Consider the following 26698-nt stretch of genomic DNA (forward strand, 5'->3'; position numbering starts at 1 on the left):
GCCGGCCCAGGTGGGGGCGACCGCGGGTCAGGCGATCCGGTCGGGCGACGGCAGCCGCCCCGGGCACGGCGACCCGCTGGACAGGCGACCGCGGTCAGCCCGATCCGCTCGAGCGATCCGGTCAGGCGACGGCAGTCGCGGCCTCCGCCCCACGAGGGCGCCGGCTCGGCAGGGTGAGGATCTCGGCGCCGTGCTCGGTGACCGCTACCGTGTGCTCGCTGTGCGCGGTGCGGCAGCCGGTCGCGCTGCGGAGGGTCCACCCGTCGGCGTCGACGACGAGCTCGTCGGTGTCCGTCATGGCCCACGGCTCCAGCGCGAGCAGCAGCCCGGGACGCAGGCGGTAGCCGCGGCCGGGGCGTCCGGTGTTCGGGACGTGCGGGTCCTGGTGCATCGTCGACCCGATGCCATGCCCGCCGAACTGCGTGTTGATCGGGTACCCGGCCGCCCGCAGGACCGTGCCGATGGCGTAGGAGATGTCGCCGAGATGGGCACCGGGCCGGGCCGCGGCGATCCCCGCGCGCAGCGCCCGCTCGGTCGTCTCGATCAGCGCGGTGCTCTCCGGCCGCTCCGCGCCGCCGACGACGAAGCTGATGGCCGAGTCCGCCGCGATCCCGCCCAGGGAGACGGCGAGGTCGAGGGTCAGCAGGTCGCCGTCGGCCAGCGTGCGGTCGTGCGGCTTGCCGTGCAGGACGGCGTCGTTGACCGCCGTGCAGATGTAGTGGCCGAACGGCCCGCGGCCGAAGGACGGCGCGTAGTCGACGTAGCAGGACTCCGCCCCCGCCTCCTCGATCATGGTCCGGGTCCAGCGGTCGATGTCCAGGAGGTTGGTGCCGGGGCTGCTGCGGCCCTTGAGCGTCTGCAGGATGTCGGCGACCAGGGCGCCGGACTCGCGTGCCCGGGCCAGCTCGGTGGGGTTCAGGATCTCGATCATGTGGCGCCCTTCTCGCTCTCCAATAACTATCCCGGCCATATTATCCCGGTACTAGTATCGGAGCCATGGTCAGGTTGCCGCTCACCCCCGCAGAGGTCGAGCGCGGGCAGCGCCTCGGCGCCCTCCTCCGTCGGGCCAGGGGTGAGCGCCCGATGCTCAAGGTCGCGCTCGACGCCGGCGTCTCGCCGGAGACCCTCCGCAAGATCGAGTCCGGCCGCGTGGCGACCCCCGCGTTCCCGACCATCGCGGCGATCGCCGACGTCCTCGGCCTGTCCCTGGACGAGGTATGGGCAGAGATCAGCCGCCCGGCGGCCGCCGATCTCGAACCGAGCGGCCGCGGGGCCCACGAACGCCTGGCGTCGTAGGCCCTCCACCGACGTCGAACCGCAAGCTGGCCACGACGCCGTCCGCCGAACCGCGGGTTGATCACGGCGCCGGACGCCGAACCGCAAGCTGGTCACGACAGCGAACGCCGAACCGCAAGTTCGTCACGACAGCAGACGCCGAACCGCAAGTTGCTAGCGACCGCGGACGCCGAACCGCAACCCGCACGTCGATACGGGCGCTCGGTGACACCTACTTTGCGGCTCGAGCCCGGTGGTGACGATCAACTTGCGGTTCGACGTCGGTGGACTCGGCGTGTCGTTGCGGTTCGACGCCGGGAGACGACGTCAGGGACCCAGAGACCCCCGGGGGACGACGGCTGGGGACACAGAGACCCCGGGGACACAGACGGCCTAGTCCCCGATTCCCAGGTAGGCGACCTCCAGATCCCGGACCTCGCGGCCCGTGCCCACGTCGCGGACCGTCGCGCCCCAGCGGGTGTTGGCCGGGTTCAGGTCCCGGTACCCGCGGGTGCCGCGCACGGTGATGTCCGTCGAGCGCTCGACGCCGATCGCGTACGGATAGGGTCCCAGCACCGTGGCCACGCGGAAGAACACGGTGTTGCCGAACAGCACGTCGCGGCTGTCGGTGATCTCGACCGCCTGCGAGCGCCAGCCGTAGATGTGGTCCTCGGTCTGCAGGGCGTGCAGCTCCCAGCCGGAGACGCCGCGCAGCACCACCTCGCGCTCCTCGTGGTGCTCCACCGAGATCTCGTACATCCGCCCGGGCACGTCGGTGTCCTCGATCAGCAGCCCGTTGTCGGCGTAGCCGGCGATGGCCCAGAGGTTCACGAAGGTGCCGCCCCCGCCGTCGACCCAGAAGTTGTACTTGGTGCGGCCGCGGTACGCGTAGCCGGGGTCGCCCGCCGTGGGGTTGCCGGGCTCGGTGACCTCGGGCGCCCACTTGACGAACTCGGTGGTGACGTCGGACAGCAGGCTGTGCGGGCCGGACCGCCACCGCACGTGCGCGGCGCCCGGGTTCTGCCGCTCGGTGTCGAGGCCGATGCCGGAGACGACGTTCCGCCCGCCCGGCGCCGTGGTGAGGATCGCCCGCGGGTGGTCGGCGTCGGCGAACGCGGGGGCCTCGTCGGGGATCGCGAGCCAGGTCTGGCGCGGGTGCAGGCCGACGAGGTTGTCGCTCGGCCCGAGCCGGAGCGTGTCGGACAGGAGGTAGCGGCCCATCGGCACGTAGACGGTGTCGTGCTCGGCGAGGGCGGCCCGGAACACGTCGAGGTCGTCCTCGCCCTGCCCGACGGTCTGCCCCCGCTCGGCCGCGAACTCGACGATGCTGACCCAGCCCCTCGTGTCGGGCGGCAGGGCGACGTCGGTGGTCAGCCGCCGTTCGAGCGACTCGACGCTGCGCGGCACGGCGTCGACGACGACGTCGTCGGTGCGGGACTCGTGGTCGCCGAGCGCGTCGGTGACGCGCCGGCCGAGCGTGGCGTCGCGCACGAGCGCGGAGGCCGCGGGCACGGTCCAGGTGCGCCCGCTCGGCACGGTACGCAGCAGCGCGCCGACGTCGGAAAGGCCCGTGTCGACGACGTTGAGCTGGTTCTGGCCGCGCACGAGCTCCGGCTCGGACGGCGCCGGGATGGACTCGGTGTCGTTGAGCGAGATGGCCGCACCGGTGACGCGCTCGAACAGCGAGTCCTGGAGGTAGAGCCGCTGCGCCTGTGCGGGCGTGGCCTCGATCCCCCGCGGCAGGTCGGCGAACCGGGCGCGCACGATGCTCAGCTTCGCGTCGGTGTGCAGCCGGATCGCGGTCTCGGTCTGCCCGGTGAACGAGCTGTCCAGGACCGTGGTCTGCCAGCCGGGCGTCGCGGCGAACGCGAGCATGCCGACCCGGCCGCCGCGCACGTTGACACGCTGGATCAGGTTCGCGTTGTGGTCGATGCCCGCGTAGCCGTCGCCCATGTCGATGTCGACGTCCTGCAGCAGGAACATCTGCGCGCCGCTGAACCGCACGCCGACCGCGCCCGGGTTGCCGTCGGCGACGGTGAGGTCGACGTTGACCAGGCCGGTGCCGAACGTGTCGTTGTTGCCGAACGACACGGCGCCGTCGTAGTCGACCGGACGGCGGGTGGCAGCGAAGACGAACTGGGGGTCGCCCGCGTACGCCGCGGTGCCCGGCGCCACGTAGAACTCGGGCCGCTGCCGCCCGAACCCGATCAGCCGGACGCTGGCGTGCAGGTTGATCCGGCCGGTGACCCGGTAGCGGCCCTCCGGCACGAACACGACCCCGCCGCCGTCGCCGACGTCGAGGTTGCGCGCCCCGCCCACGATGTTGCCGAGCCAGTTCGCGCCGCCGCGGCGGGACGCCTCGTCGACGGCGGCCTGGATCGCGGCGGTGTCGTCCCCGATCCCGTCGCCGTGCACCGGGAACTCCTCGCTGCCGAGCACGACGGCGGTGTCGTCGTGGGGCATGGTGCGGTAGACGGAGCGGCCGGTGGGGTGCCGGTCACCCGTGGTGGCGGCCAGGTCCGTGGCGGCGGGTTGGACGACGGCGGGTTCGGCGACCGCGGGTTCGGCGACCGCGGGTTCGGCGACCGCGGGTTGGACGACGGCGGAGGGCGGGGCGCTCGGGTACGCGGCGGCCGCTGCCGACGTCGTCCCGCCGGTGCCGGATGCTACGCCGGCGCCGGGTGCCGTGCCGGCGGCCAGGGCCGCCGGCGCGACGGACCCCGCGAGGCAGACGGCGAGCGCCGCCAGGACCGCGAGCACCGCGCGGGCGCGGGTGACCGCGAGCACCGCGCGGGCGCGGGTGGGGGCTGTGTGCATGACCGATCCACTCCTTCGTGAGACGGATGCCTTGCTGGGACGGGCGCTCGGGAGACGGGCCCCCGCCGCGACCGTGAACCGGGCGGGCTCAGCCCTTGAGCCCGGTGTGCGCGAGCCCCTGGACGAACTGCCGCTGCGCCAGCAGGAACACGACCAGCACCGGCAGCACGGTCAGGGTGGTCGCGGCGAGCTGGACGTTCCACATGGGCCCGCCGTAGGCGTCGACGTACTGCGTCAGGGCCTGCGGCAGCGTGAAGTTCTCCTTCGAGGACAGGTACACGATGGGTTCGAGGTACAGGTTCCAGGACTTGAGGAAGGTGAAGATCGCCACCGCCGCCACCGCGGAACGGGACAGCGGGAACGCGATCCGCCAGAACAGGCCCCACCGGCCGAGGCCGTCCATCCGGCCGGCCTCCTCCAGCTCGACGGGCAGGCCGAGGAAGAACTGCCGCATGATGAACGTGGCGAGCACGCTCGGCGCCCCGAGGATCGGCACCACGATGAGCGGCCAGTGCGTGTCGATCAGGCCGAGCGAGTTGACCATGCGGAACAGCGGCACGATCGTCACCTCCGACGGCACGAGCAGGCCGACGAGCACGAGCACGAAGAGCGCGTTCGCGCCGGGCAACCGGATCCGCGCGAAGGCGTAGCCGGCCATCGCGGAGACCAGGATCGTGCCCGCGGTGACCAGGGCGGCGATGTACAGCGAGTTCCAGTACTGCTGGGCGAACGGCTGCAGGGTGAACACGTCGCCGTAGGCGGCGAACGACGGGTCCTGCGGCCAGAGCGTCGGCACGGCCTGGAGGATCTCGCTCATCGGCTTGAGGCTGGACGTCGCCATCCACCACGTGGGGAAGACGAACGGCACGCTCAGCAGGGCGAGCAGCGCGACGAGCCCGCCGCGCGTCCAGCGCTGCCGTGTGGTCGGTGGCCGCGGGCCGCGCCGCACCGTGGGCGCCGGCCCGCCCGCCGCCGTCGTCCTGCCGGGGCCGCCCCCTCCCATGCCGGACGGCGGCGCGGGCCGGACGCCGGAGCCCGCGCCTGCCGCGGACCGCAGGCCGGACGCCGTCCCGGACGTTGGCTCGGATGTCGTACCGAACCTCATGTCAGACCTCATGGAAGACCCACCTCCTGCGCGACTGCCACTGCACGAGGGTCAGCACAAGGACGATGACGAACAGCAGCACCGAGATCGCGCTCGCGTAGCCGAACTCGTTGAACCGGAACGCCTGCTGGAACAGGTAGTAGACGAGCACTGTGGTCGAGGTGCCCGGCCCGCCGCCGGTGAGGACGTCGATCTGGGCGAACACCTCGAGCGAGCCGACGATCGTGATGATCGAGACCAGCAGGATCGTGGGGCTGATCAGCGGCAGCGTGATGGACCGGAACCGCCGCCAGGCGCCCGCCCCGTCCAGGGTGGCGGCCTCCTGGAGCTCCGCGGGCACGCCCTGGAGCGCCGCGAGGAACAGGATCATGTTGAGGCCCACGTTCTTGAAGACCTGCACCACGATGACCGCGATCATCGCCGTGACCTCGCCCCGCAGCCAGTTCGGCCCCTGGACGCCCAGCAGCGACAGGAACCCGTTGATCCCGCCATCGGCCTGGAGCAGGAAGCTCCAGACGATGGTCCACGCGACCAGCGACACCACGACGGGCGAGAAGAAGAACGTGCGGAACGTGGTGGTGCCGGGCAGCCGCTGGTTCAGCAGCACGGCGAGCACGAGCGCCAGCGCGATGTTCAGCACCACCAGGCCGACCGAGAACCAGAGGCTGGCCAGCAGCGCGTCGTGCAGGCCGGGGTCGGCCGCCAGCCGCGCGTAGTTCTCCCCGCCCACGAACGTGAAGGTGTTCGCGAGCACGTTCCACTCGTGCAGCGAGTACCAGACCACCATGACCAGCGGCGCGATGACGAACGCGAGCGAGCCGAGCACGGCGGGCGCCACCATCGCGGCGCCCGCCGCCGAGTCCCGGCGCGCCAGCGCCGATGCCGCCACGGTCACTCCTCCAGGAGGGGCTGGGCGGCGGCGCACGTGTCGGCGAGCACCGCCTCGACGTCCGCGTCCGGCGTCCAGAGTGCGTCGAGCTCGGCGCGCACGGTCTCCGCGAGCTGGGCGAAGTTCCGGTGCGCCGGCTTGGTCTCGGCGTCCTGCACGCCGTCCACGACGACGGCCTCGAGCTGCTCGCCGCTCAGCAGCGGGTTGGCCGCTGCCATCGTCTCGGCGTTCAGGAGCGACTCGCGCGGCGGCGGGAAGTACGCCGCGAGCTGCTCGGCGTTCTCCGGGTTGGTGAACCAGGCGAGGAAGTCGGCCGCGACGTCGGGGTTCTCCCCCGCCGCGAAGACGCCGATGCCCGCCTGCCCGATCACGTTCTGGTGCCCAGCGGGGCCGTCGGGCAGCGGCACGACGTCCCAGTCGAACGAGCCGTCCAGCGACGACGCGCGGCTGATCTGGGTGATCGTCATGGCGGCGTCCCCGGCGAAGAAGTCGGCGGTGGTGCCGGGGCCGGGCAGCGCGCCGTCCTCGAACGTCGCATCGTGCAGCCAGGTCATGGCCTCGACCATCTCGGGGTCGGTGAACGTGCACTGCGTGCCGTCCTCGCTCCAGGGCGCGGCGTCCCAGGCGGCCCAGACGGTCGCCAGGTTCTCCCAGAGCTGGTAGTCGAAGTCGCGCACGACGAGCCCCTGCTTGCCGGTCTCCTCGGCGGTCGCCGCCGCGATGTCCCTGGCGGCGTCGAACGTCCACTCCCCCGACTCCACGAGCTCGGCCGGGTCGGGCTGGCCCGCCTCCGCGAGCTGGTCGGTGTTGACGAACATCGCGAACGGGCTGTTCGAGAACGGGTAGGCGTACAGGCCCTCGCCGTCCTCCCAGAGCGTGAGCGCGCCCGGCAGGAGCTCGTCCAGCGCGTAGCCGTCGGTGCCCTCCAGCACGGGGCGCAGGTCCACCAGCGCGCCGCTGGAGACGAACTCGGGGGCGTTGCTCTCGAAGATCCAGGCCAGGTCGGGTGCGTTGCCGCCGGCGAGCTGGGTGGTCAGCGACGTCGTGTAGTCCTCGAACGGGATGGTCTCGAACGTCACGCCCGACACGAGCTCCGGGTTCTGGGCCACGTACTCGTCGGCGATCTCCTGGAACAGGTCGAGCTGCGCCTCGTCCGCCGTCCACACGGTCATGCGCAGCTCGACGGGTTCGGACGGCGTCTCTGGCTCGCCCGCGGCGGTGGTCCCGCCGCCGGCGCAGGCGGCCAGGGCGAGGGTGGTGGCGACGGCGGCGGTGCCGCCGGCGATCGCGCGACGGCGACGGGTGTGCTGGGAGTGCATCAGTTCTCCTTCGGACTGAAGACGGGCCGACGACGAGTCGGGCCGAAGACGGACAGGGCGATCGGGGTGACGATCGGGTCGGGGGTGACGGTCAGTAGGGGTGCACGCCGGCCGGCCACCGCAGCTCGACGCCCGCGGCGACGAGCTCCGCCTGGTAGTCGGCCAGCAGGTCGGGCTTGCTCTGCACCTCGTGCGGGGTCCTGGCGTTGGCCAGGCAGTACGCGGCCAGGTGGCCGGCCGCCTCGCCCGCGTTCCACTCCACGGGGTGCAGGCGGTAGCACCCGTTGGTGATGTGGGTGGTGCCGAGGTTCTTGTTCGCCGCGAGCAGGTTGGTCGTGCGGCGCGGCAGCAGGGCGCCGAGCGGGATCTCGAACGGCGTCGAGGGCACGTCGATGTAGGTGTCCCCGCCGGTCGAGGGGTGCAGGTCGATGCGGTACATCCCGACGCCCACGGAGTCCTCGTAGCGCGTGGCGCCCCGGTCGCCGCGCACCGCGTACGAGACGTCGTTCTCCGTGACCGTGGTGACGGCGCGGATGCGGCGCGACTCGCGGTGGTACGGCGCCTGGGCCAGCCCGTCGGCGTGTCCAACGACGTCGGGCCGCAGCCGCAGGCCGGGGTACCCGGTGCCGCCGTCGGGTCGCGGCGCCTCGGTCTGCATCCAGTAGAGCAGCGAGAGGCTGAGCTGCCGGGCGTCGGCGATGCGGGCCTGCTCGACGTCGCGCGGCACGTCCAGCACGGGGGCGAGAAAGTAGTCGACGCTCGGCCAGTTCACCAGGCACAGGTCGCTCGGGTAGTGGCCCGGCGCGTGCAGGTCGCGGGCGGCGATGCGGCGGAACAGCCACAGGTTGCCGTCGCCGGCGTGCTTCGACTGGTCGGCGTCCACGGCCAGCGCGTCGTCGCCCGGGTTGGGGGTGAACGTGCGCACCTCCATGTCGAGCGTGCGCGGGTTGGGCGCCGCCCACGACAGCAGCCGCTCGCCGTTCCACGCGGCGGGCGCGTAGGTGCGCCAGAAGTCGTAGCGCTCCGGCCGGTCGACCGTGTGGTCGCCGTCCACGTGCTCGACGGCGAAGCACACGCTGAACGCCTGGACGTTGTCGGGCTGCGCGACGTCGGGTGCGCTCGGCTCGCCCGTGTCCCGGTTCGACTCGAACCCGGTCACGTACTCGGTCCCGGTCAGCGGCAGGAGCTCGCCCGTCTCGGTCGCGTCCACCACGTAGGGGGCCGCGACGGTGGTCGCGGTGCCGTCGAGGACCGACGTGAGCGTCACCGAGGTGACCCGGTCGCCGTCGGTGGTCGCCGCCGTCGGCCGGACCCGTTCGAGCAGCCGCACGCGGCCGGCGGACCGCCACGGGGCGAGCAGCTCCTCCAGCACGCCCACCGCCACGCGCGGCTCGTGGCACAGCTTGGAGACCCAGCCGGCGCCCGGGTTCAGCGCCCGCCAGGCCCGCGCCTCGCGGGTGAGCGGGTAGCTGCGCCGGTAGACGCCCCTGATGCCGTCGCGCACCGCCCGGTACCGGGCGGTGACGCCGAACTCCTCGACCCACGGGTGCTCGTCCGGCGGCACCGCCTGGGAGGTGAGCTGGCCCCCGATCCACGGGTACTCCTCGGTGAGCACGACCCGGGCGCCGCGCTCGGCGGCGGCCAGCGCGGCGGCGATGCCGCCGAGCCCCGCGCCGACCACGAGCACGTCGGTCTGGATGTCCTGGTGGCTCACACGAGCTCCGTCCTGTCGGTGGGTACGTCGGTCTGGCCGGCCCGCGGCGGCGCGAGGGTGGCGCCCTCGACGTCCGCGCAGGCCAGGATCTGGTGCAGGTCGGCGTCGGGGACCCCCGGCGTCCGCCGCCCGTCGCGTGGCTTGCGCGTGCTGTCCGCCGCGACGAGCCGGGAGAGCAGGTGCAGCGCGCGGGCGCCCATCTCCTCCCGGGGGATCGAGAAGCCCGACCACCGCCTGCCGCCGCGCCGCGGGTGGTGCGGCTGGCCGAGCAGCATGACGGACAGGTCGGCGGGCACGCGCACGCCGCGCCCCTCGAGCTCGTCCACGAGCTCCTCCGGGTAGTTCTCCGGCGCCACGACGACGGCGGTGAAGCGCTGCTCGACCACCTCGGCCGCCGTCGCGCCGACGTCGTCCAGCTCGACGAACCGCGCCGTCAGCCCGTGCGCCTTCATCGCGACGCGGTACCCCTCGACGCGGTCGAGGTTGGGCTGGTCGGTCCCGCGCGGGCCCACGTAGCCGATGCGGGCGTGGCCGAGCGCGACCAGGCGGTCCACCTGGCGGGCCGCCGCCGCGACGTAGTCGGCGCCCACGTAGGGCAGCCGCCCGCCGTCGCTGCCGCGCTTGCCGATGAACACGAACGGGTAGTTGGTGTCCAGCAGGTGCTGCAGCTCGCCGCGGTTCTCCTGCTGCCCGAGCAGCAGGCAGCCGTCGGCGCGGCCGAGCCGCTGCCACCCGTCGCGCGTGAGCTGACGGCGCCCCTCCACCACGCGCGCGCTCGTGAACAGCAGGATGTCGACGCCGAGCCGCTCGGCGGCGCGCTCGATGCCGGCCAGGAACGGGCCGTAGAAGTCGTGGCCGGCGCTCGGGAACGTGCTTTCGTAGGTGAACACGCCGAGGATCTGGGTGAGCCCGCCCGCCAGGCGCTGCGCGGCGGGGTTGGCCGTGTACCCGGTGATCCGGATGGCGTCCTGCACGCGCTGCCGCGTCTCGGCGCTGATCCGGACGCCGGCCGGGGCGCTGTCGTTCAGCACGAACGAGACGGTCGCCTGGCTGACGCCGGCCATGAGCGCGACATCGGCCTGGGTGATGCGGCGTCGCGGCACGGTTCCTCCTCGAACGGCTCGTCGGTCGACGATGACGTGCAGGAGCCTCCCGGGCCGGCGCACGGCCGGTCAATGGGATGATGCGCATTATTAGCGGTTCGCCGACGGCGCGGGGCACGCCCGGGTTCCCGCGACCCGGCGCCCCAGCGTGGTCAGGTGGGACGCATTATCGACCGGGCGGCCGGCGCCGCTCCGCGCCGGTTCGGCCGCCGCTCCCGGCCGGTTCGCGGCCGCTGCTGCCGGCCGGGCCGCTACTCCCAGACGGCGATGCTGCGCCGCACCGGCACGGAGCCGTCGTCGGCCGCGAAGAGCTCGGGCGAGCGCCGGCGGGTCTTCTCGATGTCGTCGAACACCGCGCGCAGGTGGGCGCGCAGGCCGTCCCGGGCGCTCGGGATGTCGCCGGCCACCACGGCGTCGAGGATGGCGTGGTGCTCGTCCACGAACCGGCCCACGCCGTTCGTCTCGTGCAGCCCGAGGCGGCGCGCCCGGTCCAGGTGCCCCTTGGCCGCGACGACGGTGGACCACGCGTTGCCGTGCCCGCTGAGGCGCAGCAGCCCGTGGTGGAACGCCTCGTCGAGCCCGAAGAACGTCTCCAGGTCGAGGCCCGGCGCCCGCTGCTGCTCCAGGTTGGCCCGCAGCTCGGCGAGCACGTCGGGGTCGAGGTCGGCCGGGATGTCGTCGAAGGCTGCCAGCTCGACCGCCTCGCGCAGGAACTGCGCGTCGGCGACGCGCGCGGCGTCCACCCGGGACACGAAGGACCCGACCTTGGGGAACACCCGGACCAGGCCCTCCTCGCCGAGCAGGATCAGGCTCTCGCGGACCGGGGTACGGCTGACCCCGAGGGCGGCGGCGAGCTCGTTCTCCGAGAGGGAGGCGCCCGGCGGCAGCTCGAGCGTGAGCACCTTGCGCCGCAGCGTCTCGTAGACGACGCGGCGGTTGGACCGGTTCGCGGCTTGCCCCATGCGCAGGAGTCTCCCACACCGAGGCCGGTGGTCGACGCCGCTTACATACAAGTCCTGCCGCACGTCGGGGCGCCGATCAACGTGCTGCGCACGCCCGTCAGCTCTCCGCGCTTGCCTCTTCCGCCGTGCCGTCCGGCGTGCCCGACCTCAGCTCGCGCGCCCGCTGCTCGGCCACCTTCTCCTCGTGCTCCCGCTGCGCGTCCGCCTTCTTGCCGGACGGCAGCAGGTGCAGCACCGCCACCACGACGGCGCCGACCACGAGGCCGACGACGGCAGAGCACAGCGTGTTGAACAGCCAGCCCAGCGTGCCGCCGAGCGCGCCGGTGCCGTCGTGGATCGCCACCTCGGTGTGGTGCACCCACTCGTACGGCGCGGGCACCCAGCCGGTCCCGTCAGGCCCCAGGTTGACGAGCAGGATGTGCCCGCCCACCCACAGCATCGCGACCGTACCCACCACCGAGATGACGGCGAGCACGCGCGGCATCGCCTTGACGAGCCCGCGGCCCAGCGACTGGGATAACCCTGACTCCCGCTCGGCCAGGCGCAGGCCGACGTCGTCCATCTTCACGATGGCGGCGACGACGCCGTAGACGACGGCGGTGATGACCAGCGCCACGACCACGAGGATCGTCAGCCGGGACCAGAAGCCCTCGTCGGCCACCTCGTCGAGGGCGATCACCATGATCTCGGCCGACAGGATCAGGTCGGTGCGGATCGCGCCGGCGACCATCCTGTTCTCGGCCTCCGGGCTGATCTCCGTCGCGGGCACCTCGGCATCGTGGTGGCCGGAGATCCTGTGCCAGATCTTCTCGGCGCCCTCGTAGGCCAGGTAGGTGCCGCCGACCATGAGGACGATCGGCAGGAGCCAGGGCAGGAACTGGCTCAGCAGCAGGGCGACCGGGAGGATGAAGATCAGCTTGTTGCGGATCGACCCGAGTGCGATCTTCTGCACGATCGGCAGCTCACGCTGCGCCGCGATGCTGCGCAGGTACTGCGGCGTCACGGCCGTGTCGTCCACGACGACGCCCGCCGCCTTGGCGGTCGCGCGGCCGGCCGCCGCGCCGACGTCGTCGATAGAGGCCGCCGCCAGCTTCGCCAGCGCGGCGATGTCGTCCAGCAGTCCCATCAGGCCGCCCACGGCGCCCTCCGCTCGGGTCGGTGTGTCGTCGTCATACCCGCAGCCTATGCAAAGTGGGCTGATGCATGGGCATCGGTCGGACGACGCGCGGCGCGGCGCCCGGGGCGTCGGCCGGACGGCGTGCGCAGCGGCCCGGGCGTGGCATCGTGGCACTGCGATGTGACGGCACGGCTCCAAGGAGGACCAGCGATGCGTAGTACCGACCTGCTCGTGGACGCGTTCGGCCGGATCCGGGAGGCGGTGCACGGCGCGGTCAGGGGGCTGACGGCGGACGAGCTCGCCTTCCGCGTGGACGACGGCGCGAACTCGATCGCCTGGCTGGTCTGGCACCTGACCCGCATCCAGGACGACCACGTCGCCGACGTCGCGGGCACCGGCCAGGTCTGGTCCGACGACGGCTGGGACCGCAGGTTCGCCCTGCCGTTCCCGGCCGGGGACACCGGCTACGGGCACGACGCCGACGAGGTCGCCGCCGTCCGCGTGCCGTCCGGCGACCTGCTCACTGGCTACCACGACGCCGTGCACGCACGCACGGTCGAGTACGTGCGCACGCTGTCCGACGACGACCTGGCGCGCGTGGTCGACACCTCGTGGGACCCGCCGGTCACCCTCGCTGTCCGGCTGGTCAGCGTCGTCAACGACGACCTGCAGCACGCGGGCCAGGCGGCCTTCGTCCGGGGCATCGCCCGACGGCGGCGCTAGGTCACGCCCGCCGCGGCTGCCTGGCCGACCGCCTCGCCGCCCCGGAGTCGTCGCCGCGCTGGTGGCCACGACGGGCGTCGCGGTCGAACAGGCGGACGATCTCGCACGGTCCGCCCTCCGCGCCGATCGCATGCGGCAGCATCGTCGGGAACTCCGCCGCCTGGTTGGTCTCGACCCGCAAGCGCCGGTTGCCCAGGAGCAGGACCGCGGTGCCGGAGATGACGACGAACCACTCGCGGCCCGGGTGGGCGCGCATGCGCGAGAGGTTCTCCGGCGGCGGCTTCGTCATCCGCTGACGCACGACGGTCATGCCCGGCTCGGCCTTGATGTTCCAGCGCATCTGGCCGTGGGTCCCGTCGATCATCGGGTTGGAGACGACGTCGTCCGTGGCCGTCTCGACGAGCTGGTCGAGCGAGGTGTCCAGGGCGCGCGCAAGGGTGACGAGCTGGTCCAGGGCCAGGCGACGCTGGCCGTTCTCGATCCGGCTGAGTGTGGACTGGCTGACCTGGGCGCGCGTGGCCAGCTCCTCCAGGGACCAGCCCTGGGCCACGCGCAGGGCACGGATGCGCTTGCGCACGAGGCCGTCCAGCTCGCCATCTTCTTGCGTCATAGGCAAGAGTGTATGCCTCTGCGACAACCGGCGGTTAGCGTCGAGCGCATGACTACGTACCGCCCTCCCCTGGCCGCCGACCCGAGCGGCGTCCCCGCCGCGCCCGACGCCCGTCAGCGGCGCACGATCCTTGTCGCCGTGTGCGTCGCGCTGATGGCCGTCATCGCCTCGGTGTCCGGGCTCAACGTCGCCCAGCCTGACCTCGCGGTCACCTTCGGCGCCTCGCAGAGCACGATCCTCTGGATCATCAACGTCTACACGCTCAGCCTCGCCGCGCTCCTGCTGCCGCTCGGCGCGGTCGGCGACCGGTTCGGCCGCAAGCGGATGCTGCTGGTCGGCCTGGTCGTCTTCGGCGCGGCGAACCTGACGGCGGGTCTGGCGCCGTCGGCCGAGGTGCTGCTCGCCGCCCGCCTGGCCGGCGGGGTGGGCGCCGCGATGATCATGCCCATCACCCTTGCCGTCATCACCTCGACCTTTCCCGAGGAGGAGCGGGGGCAGGCCATCGGCGTGTGGACCGGCGTGGCGGGAGGCGGTGGCATCCTTGGCATGTTCCTCTCGGCCGTCCTGGTGGACCTGGTGAGCTGGCGGTGGCTCTTCGCCCTGCCCGTCGCCCTCGTCGTGGTCTCCCTCGTGCTGTCGCTGCGGTCCGTCCCGGACTCCCGCGAGACCCACCGGCACCCCTTCGACACCGTCGGCGCGTGGACGTCGATCGTCGCGGTGGCCGGGATCGTCTTCGCGCTCCAGGAGGGACCCGTCCGCGGCTGGTCCGCCCCCGAGACCCTGCTCGGCCTGGCCGTCGGTCTCGTCGCGGCGGTCGCCTTCGTGGTCTGGGAGCTCCGACGGCGGGACGGCGCGCTCCTGGACCTGCGGCTGTTCGGCGAGCGCGGCCTGGCCGGCGGCTCGCTCACCCTCGTGGTGATCTTCGGCGTGCAGGCGGGCATCTTCGTGGTCCTCTTCCCGTTCTTCCAGGCCGTCCTCGGCTGGTCGGGCCTGGTGTCCACGCTGGCGCTCATGCCCATGGCCGTGCTCATGATGGTGGCGTCCGGTCTCGCCCCGCGGCTGGCCACGCGCATGGGCCCCAGCGGGATCATGGCCACCGGCATCCTCCTGGCCGGCACCGGTTTGGCGCTCATGGCCACCGTCGTCTCCGTCGACGGCGGCTACCCGTCCGTCCTGCCGGGCATGCTCGCCATGGGCCTCGGCATGGGCCTGGCGATGACGCCGTCGACCGAAGCCATCACCAGCTCCCTCCCGCAGGGACGCCAGGGCGTCGCGTCCGCCCTCAACGACGTCACCCGCGAGCTGGGCACGGCGCTCGGGATCGCCCTGCTCGGCGCGCTCCTGTCCTCCGGGTACCGCGACGCCGTCGACGCACGGCTCGCCGCCGTCTCCGATGTTCCCGACGGCGCCGCCGACGCCGCGCGGGCGGGCGTGGCCAACGCCCTGGCTGCCGCCGACCAGGCCGGGCCGCAGGCGCAGGCGCTGGTCCGTGCCGCGCAGGAGTCGTTCGTCGCGGGCTGGCAGCAGGCCATGTGGGCGGGGGTGGCCGTCATGGCCGTGCTCTTCGTCTACGTCGTCGTCCGCGGGCCGCGGCGTTCCGGTCGCGTGCCGGGCGCGGACATTTGAGTCGGTGCGGTATTTCCGGCTTTCCCGAATTAATGCTGGGAAAGCCGGAAATACTGCTGACCGACTAATCGTGCGTTGACGCACATCGTGCGATTCATCGCGCGCGGCCCCGAACCCGGTGGAATCATCGCGGATCGGGAGGGGGCGGACGGGTATGACTGCCGCAAGCGAGGCACGGTTCGACGACTGGGTGGTGCATCGCCCGAATGTCGTGCGGTCCGTCCAGGCACGCGTGCCCGGCATCGACGCCGAAGAAGCCACCAGCCGCGCCCTGGAGAAAATGGTCCGCATCGTCTCCACCGGCGGCACCATCACCGAACCCGCCCCGTACTGGCGGCGGGCCGCGGTCAACGAAGCCATCACCATGACCAGGGAAGCCGGCCGGGCCCGGCCGGTCGAGGACGACACCCTGGACGGCCTGACCCCACCCGCCCCCGGCGCCGAACTCGACACCGAACGCCAGGCCGACGTGTCCATGCTGCGCACCGCGTTGGCGGATCTTGCCGAACCCGACCGGCAGCTCCTGCTCGACCGGCACGTCCACGACCACGCCGTCACGGATATCGCCACCCGCCTGGGCGTACGCCCCCACGCGGTCACCATGCGACTACGCCGCGCCGAGGAACGCCTGGCCGGGGCGTTCGCCGCCGCCCACGCGCACGCGGTCAACCAACCCGAATGCCGCACCACCCGCGCCGCCATGCACGACTACCTCAAGGACCGGCTGCTGCCCCGGCGTCGGCTTCGGGTCGAGGCGCACATGGACGGGTGCGCGGAGTGCACCCGGGCGTTCATGGATGTGCGCGAGGTGTCCTGGATGCTCCGGGACTACGGGCAGCACGTCGTGGCGGCGGCCGTGGCGACCGGGGCGCTCGGGGCGGGTGTTGCCGCGGGGGCTGGTGCGGCCGGGGCCGGGGCTGGCTCTGGTGCCGCGGGTGCCGGCGGGGCGGGGGCTGGTGGGGCGGGGGCGGCGAAGCCGCCGTCGTCGGGCAAGAAGCAGGCAGCCGTGGCCGCGGGGGTGCTCGCGGTGCTGGCGGTCGGTGGCGGTGCTGCGGCGCTGGTCGCGAACCAGCCGCAGGATCCTCCGGCGGCCGAGTCTGCGGCGGATCCCGGGGCGGGTGGCGGTGGTGGCGCCGGTGGTGGGGGCGGTGGTGAAGGCGGCGGGGGCGCTGGTGGTGGGGGCGGTGGTGAAGGCGGCGGGGGCGCTGGTGGTGGCGGCGGTGAGACCGGTGGTGGAGGCGGGGCTGGCGCCCGTGGTGAGGCTGGAGGTGGTGCCGGTGAAGGCAGCCCTGGTGGTGAGGGTGGGGCTGAAGGCGGTGCTGGCGAAGGCACTGCTGGTGGCGGTGGTGAAGGCGGAGGCGGTGAGACCGATGGTGGTAGCGGTGATGGCGGTGACAGCGGAGGCGATGGCGGAGGGACCGACGGGGTTGGCGGGCCCGGCGGCAGCGCCGGAGGCAGCGGTAACGGTGGCGTGGATGGCGCGGGCGACGGTGGCGACGGCGCCGTGGGTTCGGACGGGGAGTCCGACAGCGACAGCACAGACGGCGCGCCTGCCGGCGACGACCCTGCCGACGCGGACGGTGGGGCCGGTGACGGCGCGACCGGAGCAGACTCCGACGGGAGCGCGAGCGGCAACGGTGATCGGTCCGACGGTGCGGGCGACGACGGCGATCGGTCCGACGGTGCGGGCGACGACGGCGATCGGTCCGACGGCGTGAGCGGCGACGGCGGCGTGAGCGGCGACGGCGGCGTGAGCGGCGACGGCGAGCAAGGCGACGGCGAGCAAGGCGACGGCGAACAAGGTGGAGCTGATGGCGCCGACGGCCAGGGCGGCCCGAGCGAGGGCGATCAGGGTTCGGGCGACGGCGCCGCCGGCGACGGCACCACCAGCGACGGCGCCGTCGGCGACGGCGGCTCGGACGGCGCACGCTCCACCGACGGCGGCACCGATCCCGGGGACGGATCGCCGGACGACGGGGGCGAGGGCAGCGGTGCCGGCGAGGGCGGATCCGACAACGCGGATGACAACACGGATGCGGCAAACAGCATCGCCGAGACCGTGGAGAAGTGGCTCGCCGACCTCGGCCTCGCGGGAGAAACGTCCGGCGACGACGCCGCATCGGGCACGTCCGGCGAGGACGGCGGATCGGACGCCCCCGGGGACCCCGGATCGGATCCGGCCTCCGGAGGTGACCGGTCCGGCGAAGACACTGCGGGAGATCCGCCCGGTGGCAACGGAGCCGGCACGAGCGGCGGGACGAGCGGCAACGACGTCGGCGATGGAACCGACGGAACAGGCGGCGACAACGGAACCGACGGCAACGGCGACGGAACCGGCGGCGAAGGCCGGACCGCAGAAGGCGAAGGCACCACCGCCGCCGACGGCGCGCGGCCGGGCCTGGGCGCCGAGCTGATGAACTGGTTCGCCCGGCTCGGGATCGCCGGCATCCCCGCCTTCCTGCTGATCGTCTTCATCCTGTGGTTGTGGGAACGCTGGTCCCGCACGGAGGACGGCTGACCGCTGCCCCGGCCGAGGCAGAACTCGGGGCGGGAAACGGTCCCGGCCTACGGTGGGCCGGGACCGCGCCTACGGTGGGCCGGGACCACCGTTTCCGCTCGTACGAGAAAGACAGTGAGGCGACATATGCGCATCGACCTGACCGGCAGGACGGCACTGGTGACCGGTTCGACCCAGGGCATCGGCCGAGCGATCGCCGCGAAGCTCGCGGACGCGGGCGCCCGCGTCGCGATCAACGGGCGACGCGCCGACGGCGTGGCCGCGACGATCGAGGAGCTCCGGGCCCAGTCCGCGGACCGCGACCTGGTCCCTGCCACGGGCGATGTCAGCACCGCAGCGGGCGCCGCCGAGGTGCTCACGGCGACCGGCGACGTCGACGTGCTGGTCAACAGCCTGGGCATCTTCGGCAGCGTGCCGCCGCTCGAGATCGACGACGACGAGTGGCGCCGGTACTTCGAGGTCAATGTGCTCGCCGCCGTCCGCCTGATCCGGTCCACCCTGCCGGGCATGACGGCGCGCGGGTGGGGCCGCGTGCTCAACATCGCCAGCGACTCCGCGGTCGTCATCCCCGCCGAGATGATCCACTACGGCGTCTCGAAGACGGCGCTGCTCGGCGTCTCGCGGGGTTTCGCGAAGGAGACGGCGGGCACCGGCGTCACGGTGAACTCCGTGATCGCAGGCCCCACGCACACCGGCGGCGTCGAGAAGTTCGTCTACGAGCTGGTCGACCCGGCCCTGCCCTGGGACGAGGCGCAGCGCGAGTTCATGCTGCGGCACCGCCCGCAGTCGCTGCTCCAGCGGCTCATCGAGCCGGAGGAGATCGCGAACCTGGTCGCCTACCTCAGCTCGCCGCTCGCCTCGGCGACGACGGGCGCGGCCGTCCGGGTCGACGGCGGCTATGTGGACTCGATAGTCCCCTGACGTCGGCGAACGCCGGGCCGGCTCGTGGGGTCCGGCGCTGGTCCGGGCGGCGCTGGTCCGGCGGGATCCTGGCCTCGATCGGTCGCCAACCCGCCCGGCCAGGGCGCGCTCCGCGTCCAGATAGGCGTCGGGGCGCTCGTAGTGCACCAGGTGGCCCGAGGCAACCTGGACCAGCTCGGCACCGTCCGCGCCCCCGGAACCGAGCAGGCCGAGGGCGCGGTCGACGTCGTCCGAGTCCATGGCGGCCATCAGGATCCCGTCCTGGTAGGCGCTGCCCTGGACCTGCTCGAAGTAGTTGGTGTGGATCAGGGTGACCGGGACGTCGACGGCTTCCAGGCTCGCCTCGACGTCGAACCCCTCGTACCAGGTGTCCTCGACCCAGGCGGCGCCGATCGCCGGGTCGTAGTTCACGAGCCCCTCGAAGTAGACGCTGACCAGCGGGGGCAGGAAGAAGACGCGCAGCGGCTCGCCGGGGTGGTCGTCGATCCAGCGCAGCGAGTAGTCGACGATCGGCTGCTCCGCCGGGCCGAAGAAGGCGAAGTAGTCGCTGTGCTCGACGAAGTAGCGCTGGAACTCCGCCGGGGCGTTCGGGTCGCCGGAGTCGCCCGCGAGGTAGTCCTCGGCGATGGTCGGCAGGCCGCCGCCCGTGGTCTCCAGCAGGCGGGGCAGCTCCGACGAGAACAGCGGCGGGTCCTCCAGCAGCAGGCCCTCGACCAGCTCCGGCCGCGCCGCCGCGATCCACAGGGCCAGCAGCCCGCCCGAGGAGTGCCCCGAGACGATGGCCGGCTCGTCCAGCTCCTGCTCGACGAAGTCCGCCAGCAGGGTGCCGACCGCCACGTTGCTGTAGTCCGCGGCGGGCAGTCGGCCGGAGTCGCCGTGGCCCGGCACGTCGACGGCGAACACGTGGTGCCGTTCGGCCAGCTCGGGCAGCACCAGCGCGTGGTCCTCCCACTGCGAGCCCTGCCCGTGGATCAGCAGCAGCGGCGGGCCGTTGTCCGGGCCCTCGGCGTAGTTGAGCTCGTGGCCGTCCACCGTCGTCCGCTGCTCGGTGAACCCGGCCTCGTCGACCGCCGCGCGCTCGCGGTCCCGCGCCGTCGCGTTGTTCCAGAGGTAGGCCGCCACGGCCAGCACGGCCAGCGCCACCACCACACCGAGCACGATCAGCACGATTCGCAGCACCAGGCGCCGTCTGCGGCGGGGTGGCCGCTCCCCCGGGCCGCCCTCCGGCGCCGCCGTCGCCCGCTCCCCCTGCTCGGCCATGCTCGCCCCTGACGTCGCACCCTGGTCCATGGGTTCATCCTGGCCTGGACGACGGCACCTGGCCACGGAAACAGCCGCGCGCGTAACCTGGACCGATCGGTACAAACACCTCGACCCGTCCGAAGACCGCGGGCGAGACGCTGGCGCTCGCGGTCGGGGATCTCGCGCGCCGGATCGAGGAAGGCGTCCCCGCCGCGCTCGCCGACGAGCCCGACGCCGTGCACAGCCTGCGCACCTCGGTACGCCGCCTGCGCAACGTCCTGGCCGCCTTCCGCAGGCACCTCGACAAGGAGGCGACCGTCGAGCTGCGGACCCGGCTCAAGGAGTGGGGCGACGTGCTGGGGCAGGCCCGCGACCTGGGGGTCCGCGCCGAGCAGGCCGCGGCCAACGCAGAGACCGCCGGGCTGGACGACGAGGCCCGCTCCGCCCTGGTGGACCCCCTACGAGCCGCCCATGCGGACGCGCACGCCGAGGCGGTCCGCTGGACCAGGTCCAACCGGGGCCGGGCCGTCACCCGGCTGCTCGCGGCGTGGGCCGCCGATCCCCGGCTCGGCGACCGGGCCGCGCAGCCGGCGAAGAAGGCGGCGCGCCGGGCCGTGCGCCGTCAGGCCCGCCGCACCCTCGACGCCGTTCGCGACCTCGACGGCCTGGAGACGGCTCACGAGCTGCGGAAGGCTGCCCGGCGGCTGCGCCACACCTGCGACGCGGTCACGCGCGAGCCCGTCGGACTGCTGGGCCGGCGGACGAAGAAGCTCGGCTCGGCGGGTCACCGGATCCAGTCACTGCTCGGCGACCACCGCGACGCCATGCTGCTGGCCGACCACATCCGCGCGAACGCGCACGGTGCGCCGGAGTACGACGCCGTCGTCGCGCTCTGCCACGAACAGGCCCTCGCCGCCCTGGGGGACCTACCGGCCGCACTCGCGAAGCTGGAGTACCGGGCGCGGTCATAGATGCCTGGATGCCCCTGGTCGCGAGTTCGGTCCCCTGCTGCGCGCCGTCGTCTGCGAGCTCGGTCCCCTGCTGCGAGGCGTCGTCCAGTTCGGTCACCTGCGGTGCGCCGCCGTCCGCGAGTTCGGTCACCTGCTGCGAGGCGTCATCCAGTTCGGTCGGTTGCCTTGAGATCGGTCCATTAATGGACCGATCTCAAGGCAACCGACCGAACTCAAGGAAAATGACGGAGGCCTCAGCGCAAGTGACGGAACCCATGAGGTTCTCCCGCCGGGGCACCCGGCGTCAGGGCTGGCCCACCGCTGCGGCCAGCCGTTTCGCGAGTACCCCGACCGCCTCCCGGAGCTCCGGCCCGCCCTCAACGTGGAACGGGAACGGCACGCTCGCCAGCCACTCCTGCGCGTACATCGCCGGGTTCCGCGTGCTGCCCACCAGCACACACGCGGCGCCCGAGGACTCCGGCACCGACGCTTCGAGACCCGACGCTTCGAGACCCGACGCTTCGAGACCCGGCGCTTCGAGACCCGGCGCTTCGAGACCCGGCGTTTCGAGATCCACCGCTACAACACCTGCCGCCTCGCGCCCAGACGCCCCCGGACCCACCGCTTCGGGCCCCACCACCTCAGGCCCCACCGCCTCCAGCCGCCCCATTTCCGGCCGGATCCACGGCGCGACGTCGGCGAGCGGGGCGTGGAACACGACCCGCGTGGTGAACCGCCACCCCGTCCCCAGGTGCTCCTCCAGTGCCGCCACCGGGTCGAGGTCCGCGGGCGGCTCGAATCCGACGTCGGTGTGCTCGACGGCGAGGACCCGGTCCACCCGGTAGGTGCGGACGGCGTCGGCGCGGTGGGAGTGGCACAGCAGGTACCACCGCCCGTAGCGGACGACGACGGCCCACGGGTCCACCTCGGCGACCCACTCGCTGCCGGACTCGCCGCGGTAGGTGACCGCGACGCGCCGTCGGGCCGCGACGGCGGCGACGAGTTCGCTCGTGACCGCGGTGTCCGGGCGCGCGGCGTACCGGTCGGGGGCGGCGGACGCGTGCTCGCGGAGCGTGGCCGCCTGCCGGCCGACGTCCTCCGGCAGCGCCCGGATGACCTTGCCGAGGGCGGTGCTCACGAGGCCGTCGGCGTCAGGACGGCTGTCGAGCACGGCCATGACCAGGCCGAGCGCCTCGGTCTGGGTGAAGGTGACCGGCGGGAGGCGCGTCCCGCGGCCGAGGCGGTAGCCGCCGTGCGGGCCCCTGGTCGACGAGACGGGGATGTCCGCCTCGCGCAGGATCTCGACGTACCGCCGGGCCGCCCGTTCGGTGACCCCGAGCCGTGCGGCGAGCTCGTCCGCCGTCGTGCCCGGACGGGTCTGCAGGATCTCCAGGGTGCGCAGCGCGCGGGCGGTGGGGCTGATGTCGGAAGGCACGCCAGCAGGCTAGGCCGCGCGCGACGGTTCCGGAAGCGGAACGTCCGGAACGGGCGGCGCCAGCCCCCCGAACCGCCGCCCGACAGGCGAGTGGGCCGCCCTCCGCCCACGGTGGAAGGACCCGACGGAAGGAGAGGCTCGTGGCCAGCATCACGAAGTCGATCGACGTGGACGTCCCCGTGCGCACCGCCTACAACCAGTGGACGCAGTTCGAGCAGTTCCCCCAGTTCATGGAGGGCGTCGAGGAGATCCGCCAGCTCGACCCGACCCACACGCACTGGAAGACCCGGGTGGGCGGGGTCCAGCGGGAGTTCGACGCCGAGATCACCGAGCAGCACCCCGACGAGCGGGTCGCCTGGACCAGCCGTACCGGGCCCGACCAGGCCGGGGTCGTCACGTTCCACCGGCTCCAGGAGGACCGGACGCGCGTGACGGTGCAGCTCGAGTGGGCGCCGGGTGACGCGACCGAGAAGGTGGGCAGCGCCCTGAACTTCGACGACCGCCAGGTGCAGGGCGACCTCGACCGGTTCAAGGACTTCATCGAGTCCCGCGGCACCGAGACGGGCGCCTGGCGCGGCGCCGTCGGCTGACCCGCACCATGGGAAGGGCGTCGCCGTCGGTATCGCACGCCGACGGCGGCGTCCGCCCAGTCAACGCAGCACCCCTCGGTACAACGCCGACGGCGGTGTCCGCCCGCTCAGCGCAGCACCTCTCGCTACAACACGCCGACGGCGGCGTCCACGTCAGCCCGCGTCAGCGCACCACCTCGAAGATCTGCTTCTGGACGCCGTTGCGGTACGCCTCGTGCTCCACCAGCCGGAGCCGCTGGGCCGGCTTGTCGGCATCGCTGAACAGCGGCTTGCCCTGGCCCAGGATGACCGGGAAGACGAGCAGGTGGTAGGCATCGACGAGCCCGGCGTCCGCGAGCGCCCGGGTGAGGCTCACGCTGCCGTGCACCTGGATCTCGCCGCCGTCGCTCTCCTTGAGCTTCGCGACGTCGTCCAGCGAGCGCAGGATGGTGGTCTCGCCCCAGTTGTCGCTCAGGTCGTCGTCGGTGAGCGTGGTGGAGACGACGTACTTGGGCAGGGTGTTGTAGCGGGTGAACTCGTCCATGTCCGGCCAGACGGGGGCGAACATCTGGTAGCTCGCGCGGCCGAGCAGCAGCGCGCCGGCCTCCTCCTGCTCGCGGCCCTTGAGGTCGTACATCTCCGGCACGGCGGTGACCGTCTTGAAGGTCCACTCGGTGTTGTGCAGCTCGGGGTCGCCGCCGGTCGGGTCGACCTTGCCGTCGAGCGAGACGAAGTGGGTGGCGACGATGGTGCGCATGGGAGTTCTCCTTGTCGTGGTGGCCGCGTGGTGCGGCGTGCTACCGGGACAGACGAGGCGGCCGCGAAAAACTCATCGGGCCTCCGGAACCTGATCCGGAAGCAGAACGTCCGGAACCGGTCATAGCGTGGGGTGCAACGGCACTGGGCCGCACCTCACCACGGGAGAAGAGAATCATGGACATCCTGCTCATCGGCGGCCTCTGGCTCGACACCTCCGCCTGGGACGACGTCGTACCGGAGCTCGAGGCGCTCGACCACCGCGCCGTGCCCGTCGCCCTTCCGGGCCAGGGCGACGGGTCGACGTCGGCCACGCTGGACGACCAGGTGGCCGCTGTGGTCGCGGCCGTGGACGCCGCGCCAGAGAAGCCTCTGGTCGTGGGCCACTCCGCCGCCTGCACCCTGGCCTGGCTGGCCGCCGACGCGCGGCCCGAGCGCATCGCGGGGGTCGTCCTCGTCGGCGGTTTCCCCTGGGACGACGGCAAGCCTTACGCCGACCTGTTCCCGGTCACGGACGGCGTCATGCCGTTCCCGGGCTGGGACCCGTTCGAGGGCCCGGACTCGGCCGACCTTTCCGCGGCGGCCAAGGACGCGTTCGCGGCTGCCGCCGCGCCCGTGCCGGAGGGGGTCGCCAAGGCCGTGGTGCGGCTGACCGACGAGCGCCGGTTCGACGTCCCCGTCACGGTCGTGTGCCCCGAGTTCACGGCGGCCCAGGCGCGGGAGTGGATCGACGGCGGCGACGTGCCGGAGCTCGCCCGGGCCAAGCACGTCGACCTGGTCGACCTCGACTCGGGCCACTGGCCCATGTTCAGCAGGCCCGCCGAGCTCGCCCGGGCGCTGGCCGGGGCGAGCTCGGCGGGGTGACGGATCGCTGCGGGCAGTCCTAGCCGACCGTGAACCGGGCCGTGGCGATGCTCCCGTACCCGTCGTTCACCAGCAGGTGCACGTCGTACTCGCCGGCCGGCAGCGGCCAGGTGCTGCCCTCGGCCGACCCGTCGATCACCGACGTGCCGCTCGTCTGGCCCGAGACGTACCGCCAGCGGTAGGACGGCACGCTGCCCGGCGCGGTCCCGGCCGGGTAGACGCCGATCCAGTCGAGGTCGCCGCCCGGACCGCCGTCGAACGTCACCCGGATCGGGTCACCCGGGGCGTACGACGCGCGGTCCGTGGCGATGGTCGCCGGCTCGGGCTCCTCGATGTCGGGCAGCGGCGCCGCCTCGACCTGGAGCGTCGAGGCGACGGCGCGGTGGTCGGACGGCCAGGGGCTCACCTCGACGTCGGAGTGCGGCCCGCCGAAGTCGCCCGCCAGCGGGGACGACGGCGCCGGCTCACCGACCACGACGCTCGCCTCGGTCTCGGTGGCGCCCGCGGCGTAGACGAAGTCGATGCGGTCGTGCACCTCGTCGTCGGTCACGGTGCCAGCGGGGTAGCCGGGGGTCCAGGTGTAGCCGGGCACCGCGACGGGGTCGGGGTGGGTCTCGCGGTAGGTGTCGCGGAACCCGAGCTCGTCCAGGCGCTGCGAGACCGGCCAGCGCAGGGCCAGGTCGAACGGGCGCGGCGTGGCCGCCGCCGTCGCCGCGGTCCAGTCCAGGTGGGACGGCACGTTGAAGTCGCCGGTGAGGAGCACCGGGAAGCCGTCGCCCGCGAGGGCGCCGAGCGAGTCGAACCGGCTCGCCATCTGCGCCATGTGGATGCTGTTCTCGTTGGCCAGCACCCGGGCCGGCGTCGCGCCGTCGCGCAGGTCGTAGGGGCCGTACGGGTAGGCCTGCAGGTGGACGTTGCTCATCGCGAAGCCGCGGCCGGGGCTGGTCTCGACGTACACGTGGTCGGCCCCGGGCTCCGGCAGCAGCAGCGGGTACCGGCTGATGATCTGGAGCTGCTCGTTGACGTGGTCCCAGCCGAGCAGGTCGGCGATGCGCCGCAGGTTGCCGCCGGACTCCTGCACGCCGACGACGTCGGCCCCCGCCGCCTCGATCGCCGCGGGCACCTGGTTCAGGTCCACCTGGGTGCCGCCCACCCAGATGTTGAACGTCATGACCGTGACCTCGGTGGCCGCGACCGGGTCGGCCTCGCGCTCGGTGAGGAACGCGTCCAGGCCCGCCAGGTCGTCGGTGTTGATGTGGTCCACGCCGGCGTCGGCGAGCTCGGTCCACACGGCCTCGCGGGTCGCGCCCGGCTGGTCGGGCGTGGCCCAGAACCGGACGCGGTAGCCGGCGTCGTGCGCCTGGGCCACGAAGGCGTGCAGGCGGTCCCGCTCTGCGGCGGGCATCTCGCCGTCGCCCTGCCAGGTGAACAGCCTGGTCCAGTTGTCGCTGACCAGCGGCATCAGGTTCGCGGGGAGCCCGGAACCCAGGTCGCCGGAGCGACCGTCGTAGAACGCGTACCGCACCTTCTGCGCCCGCATGGTCTCCAGCGGGCGGTTGCCGCTGATGACGGCGGTCACGGCGCCGGGGCGCACGTGGCCGTAGGCGGCGCGCGCCATGATCCGCTGGTACTCCGCGAGCGCGCGGTGCACCGCGGCGTAGGTGGGCTCGCCGTCGGACTTGATGTCGATGAGGAGCTGCAGGCTGCCGTCCCAGCCGGGGTAGACGCTGCCGTCGTTGTGGCGCACCAGGCGGCGCAGCGGCTCCAGGTATAGGCTCTCCAGCGTGCGGTCCGGGTCGACGTCGGCCAGGTCGTGCGCCACGAGCAGCTCGCCGTCCACCAGCCACACGTCCGCCTCGACGCTGGTGAAGCCGTGGGACAGCGCGTCGCGGAGCGGACGCTCGTGCTCGTAGTCGTTGTGGGCGTGCGCGACGGCGTGCGGCTCGCCGAGGGCGGCACCGCCCCCGGGCGGTGTGGCCGACGACGGCGCAACCACCCCCGCGAACAGCGTCGCGACCGCGAGGGCCGCACCGACGATGGTTCTTGCGCGCATGACGTCTCCTTGAACCGGCGAACGAGTCAGCTCATGCAAGCGTCGGGCGCTGACGGGCGGGTGAACACGGGACGACGGCGGCCCGACGACGAGCCGAACCGCCGGGCCGAGCCGACGCGCGGAGCCCGCC

The 26698-nt window shown here is 73.1% G+C and carries 21 protein-coding genes and 1 pseudogene; 8 read left to right on the forward strand and 14 right to left on the reverse strand.

Annotated elements, in window-relative coordinates; genetic code table 11:
- Window positions 1–121: 121 nt before the first annotated feature.
- Window positions 122–931 carry a type I methionyl aminopeptidase gene (map, locus tag AC0QU1_RS14215; RefSeq protein WP_483570114.1) on the reverse strand — a complete coding sequence of 270 codons (810 nt, stop codon included), beginning with the start codon at window positions 929–931 and terminating at the stop codon, window positions 122–124.
- Window positions 932–996: 65 nt separating this feature from the next.
- On the opposite strand from map, the gene AC0QU1_RS14220 reads away from it, so the two are divergent.
- Window positions 997–1296, forward strand: a complete 300-nt coding sequence (locus AC0QU1_RS14220; RefSeq protein ID WP_483570116.1) for a helix-turn-helix transcriptional regulator — start codon at window positions 997–999, stop codon at window positions 1294–1296.
- A 372-nt stretch (window positions 1297–1668) separates the two neighbouring features.
- Here the strand turns inward: AC0QU1_RS14220 and AC0QU1_RS14225 are convergent, their stop codons facing one another.
- The 8 genes from AC0QU1_RS14225 to AC0QU1_RS14260 all read right to left on the reverse strand — a co-directional run bounded on the left by AC0QU1_RS14225 (window position 1669) and on the right by AC0QU1_RS14260 (window position 12310).
- Entirely contained in the window at window positions 1669–4092 is a 2424-nt protein-coding gene (locus tag AC0QU1_RS14225; RefSeq protein WP_483570118.1) for a glycosyl hydrolase family 28-related protein, read from the reverse strand.
- Window positions 4093–4180: 88 nt separating this feature from the next.
- Window positions 4181–5209 carry a carbohydrate ABC transporter permease gene (locus AC0QU1_RS14230; RefSeq protein WP_483570120.1) on the reverse strand — a complete coding sequence of 343 codons (1029 nt, stop codon included), beginning with the start codon at window positions 5207–5209 and terminating at the stop codon, window positions 4181–4183.
- Complete coding sequence (locus AC0QU1_RS14235) at window positions 5199–6086, reverse strand: carbohydrate ABC transporter permease (protein WP_483570122.1); 888 nt, start codon at window positions 6084–6086, stop codon at window positions 5199–5201. The genes AC0QU1_RS14230 and AC0QU1_RS14235 overlap by 11 nt, the downstream gene beginning before the upstream one ends.
- 2 nt (window positions 6087–6088) lie before the next feature.
- The gene (locus tag AC0QU1_RS14240) at window positions 6089–7405 is read right to left on the reverse strand and encodes an ABC transporter substrate-binding protein (protein ID WP_483570124.1); all 1317 of its coding nucleotides are present in this window, start codon (window positions 7403–7405) and stop codon (window positions 6089–6091) included.
- A 91-nt stretch (window positions 7406–7496) separates the two neighbouring features.
- The gene (locus AC0QU1_RS14245) at window positions 7497–9119 is read right to left on the reverse strand and encodes an FAD-dependent oxidoreductase (RefSeq protein ID WP_483570126.1); all 1623 of its coding nucleotides are present in this window, start codon (window positions 9117–9119) and stop codon (window positions 7497–7499) included.
- On the reverse strand, window positions 9116–10222 hold the full coding sequence (locus AC0QU1_RS14250; protein ID WP_483570128.1) for a LacI family DNA-binding transcriptional regulator: 1107 nt from the start codon (window positions 10220–10222) through the stop codon (window positions 9116–9118). The genes AC0QU1_RS14245 and AC0QU1_RS14250 overlap by 4 nt, the downstream gene beginning before the upstream one ends.
- A gap of 251 nt (window positions 10223–10473) precedes the next feature.
- On the reverse strand, window positions 10474–11184 hold the full coding sequence (locus AC0QU1_RS14255; protein WP_483570130.1) for a GntR family transcriptional regulator: 711 nt from the start codon (window positions 11182–11184) through the stop codon (window positions 10474–10476).
- 97 nt (window positions 11185–11281) lie between these two features.
- Window positions 11282–12310, reverse strand: coding sequence for a DUF808 domain-containing protein (locus tag AC0QU1_RS14260; RefSeq protein WP_483576690.1), 1029 nt, complete (start codon window positions 12308–12310; stop codon window positions 11282–11284).
- Window positions 12311–12511: 201 nt separating this feature from the next.
- Between AC0QU1_RS14260 and AC0QU1_RS14265 the strand changes: the two genes are divergently transcribed.
- Window positions 12512–13024, forward strand: a complete 513-nt coding sequence (locus AC0QU1_RS14265) for a mycothiol transferase (RefSeq protein ID WP_483570132.1) — start codon at window positions 12512–12514, stop codon at window positions 13022–13024.
- A gap of 1 nt (window position 13025) precedes the next feature.
- Here AC0QU1_RS14265 and AC0QU1_RS14270 read toward each other — a convergent pair whose 3' ends face one another.
- Window positions 13026–13634 (reverse strand): helix-turn-helix domain-containing protein, encoded by a 609-nt coding sequence (locus tag AC0QU1_RS14270; protein ID WP_483570134.1) that lies wholly within the window; start codon window positions 13632–13634, stop codon window positions 13026–13028.
- Between the two features lie 48 nt (window positions 13635–13682).
- Between AC0QU1_RS14270 and AC0QU1_RS14275 the strand changes: the two genes are divergently transcribed.
- The 3 genes from AC0QU1_RS14275 (at window position 13683) to AC0QU1_RS14285 (ending at window position 18699) form a co-directional block, all read left to right on the forward strand.
- Window positions 13683–15260: an MFS transporter gene (locus AC0QU1_RS14275; RefSeq protein ID WP_483570136.1), complete on the forward strand. Its 1578-nt coding sequence runs from the start codon at window positions 13683–13685 to the stop codon at window positions 15258–15260.
- A 154-nt stretch (window positions 15261–15414) separates the two neighbouring features.
- Window positions 15415–17778: a zf-HC2 domain-containing protein gene (locus AC0QU1_RS14280; protein WP_483570138.1), complete on the forward strand. Its 2364-nt coding sequence runs from the start codon at window positions 15415–15417 to the stop codon at window positions 17776–17778.
- 126 nt (window positions 17779–17904) lie between these two features.
- Window positions 17905–18699 carry an SDR family NAD(P)-dependent oxidoreductase gene (locus AC0QU1_RS14285; RefSeq protein WP_483576691.1) on the forward strand — a complete coding sequence of 265 codons (795 nt, stop codon included), beginning with the start codon at window positions 17905–17907 and terminating at the stop codon, window positions 18697–18699.
- Window positions 18700–18870: 171 nt separating this feature from the next.
- On the opposite strand, the pseudogene AC0QU1_RS14290 reads toward AC0QU1_RS14285, so the two are convergent.
- Window positions 18871–19989 (reverse strand): annotated as a pseudogene (locus AC0QU1_RS14290) (alpha/beta fold hydrolase); the annotation flags it as partial.
- Between the two features lie 188 nt (window positions 19990–20177).
- Between AC0QU1_RS14290 and AC0QU1_RS14295 the strand changes: the two are divergent.
- Entirely contained in the window at window positions 20178–20912 is a 735-nt protein-coding gene (locus tag AC0QU1_RS14295) for a CHAD domain-containing protein (RefSeq protein ID WP_483616220.1), read from the forward strand.
- A gap of 283 nt (window positions 20913–21195) precedes the next feature.
- Here AC0QU1_RS14295 and AC0QU1_RS14300 read toward each other — a convergent pair whose 3' ends face one another.
- On the reverse strand, window positions 21196–22326 hold the full coding sequence (locus AC0QU1_RS14300) for a helix-turn-helix transcriptional regulator (RefSeq protein ID WP_483570140.1): 1131 nt from the start codon (window positions 22324–22326) through the stop codon (window positions 21196–21198).
- Between the two features lie 140 nt (window positions 22327–22466).
- Between AC0QU1_RS14300 and AC0QU1_RS14305 the strand changes: the two genes are divergently transcribed.
- On the forward strand, window positions 22467–22916 hold the full coding sequence (locus AC0QU1_RS14305; RefSeq protein ID WP_483570142.1) for an SRPBCC family protein: 450 nt from the start codon (window positions 22467–22469) through the stop codon (window positions 22914–22916).
- Between the two features lie 163 nt (window positions 22917–23079).
- On the opposite strand, the gene AC0QU1_RS14310 is transcribed toward AC0QU1_RS14305, so the two are convergent.
- Entirely contained in the window at window positions 23080–23652 is a 573-nt protein-coding gene (locus AC0QU1_RS14310) for a dihydrofolate reductase family protein (protein ID WP_483570144.1), read from the reverse strand.
- A 176-nt stretch (window positions 23653–23828) separates the two neighbouring features.
- Between AC0QU1_RS14310 and AC0QU1_RS14315 the strand changes: the two genes are divergently transcribed.
- Window positions 23829–24515, forward strand: a complete 687-nt coding sequence (locus tag AC0QU1_RS14315; protein WP_483570146.1) for an alpha/beta fold hydrolase — start codon at window positions 23829–23831, stop codon at window positions 24513–24515.
- Between the two features lie 19 nt (window positions 24516–24534).
- On the opposite strand, the gene AC0QU1_RS14320 is transcribed toward AC0QU1_RS14315, so the two are convergent.
- Window positions 24535–26568 carry an endonuclease/exonuclease/phosphatase family protein gene (locus AC0QU1_RS14320; RefSeq protein WP_483570148.1) on the reverse strand — a complete coding sequence of 678 codons (2034 nt, stop codon included), beginning with the start codon at window positions 26566–26568 and terminating at the stop codon, window positions 24535–24537.
- Window positions 26569–26698 lie beyond the last annotated feature (130 nt).

This window comes from Promicromonospora noduliphila (assembly GCF_056951025.1).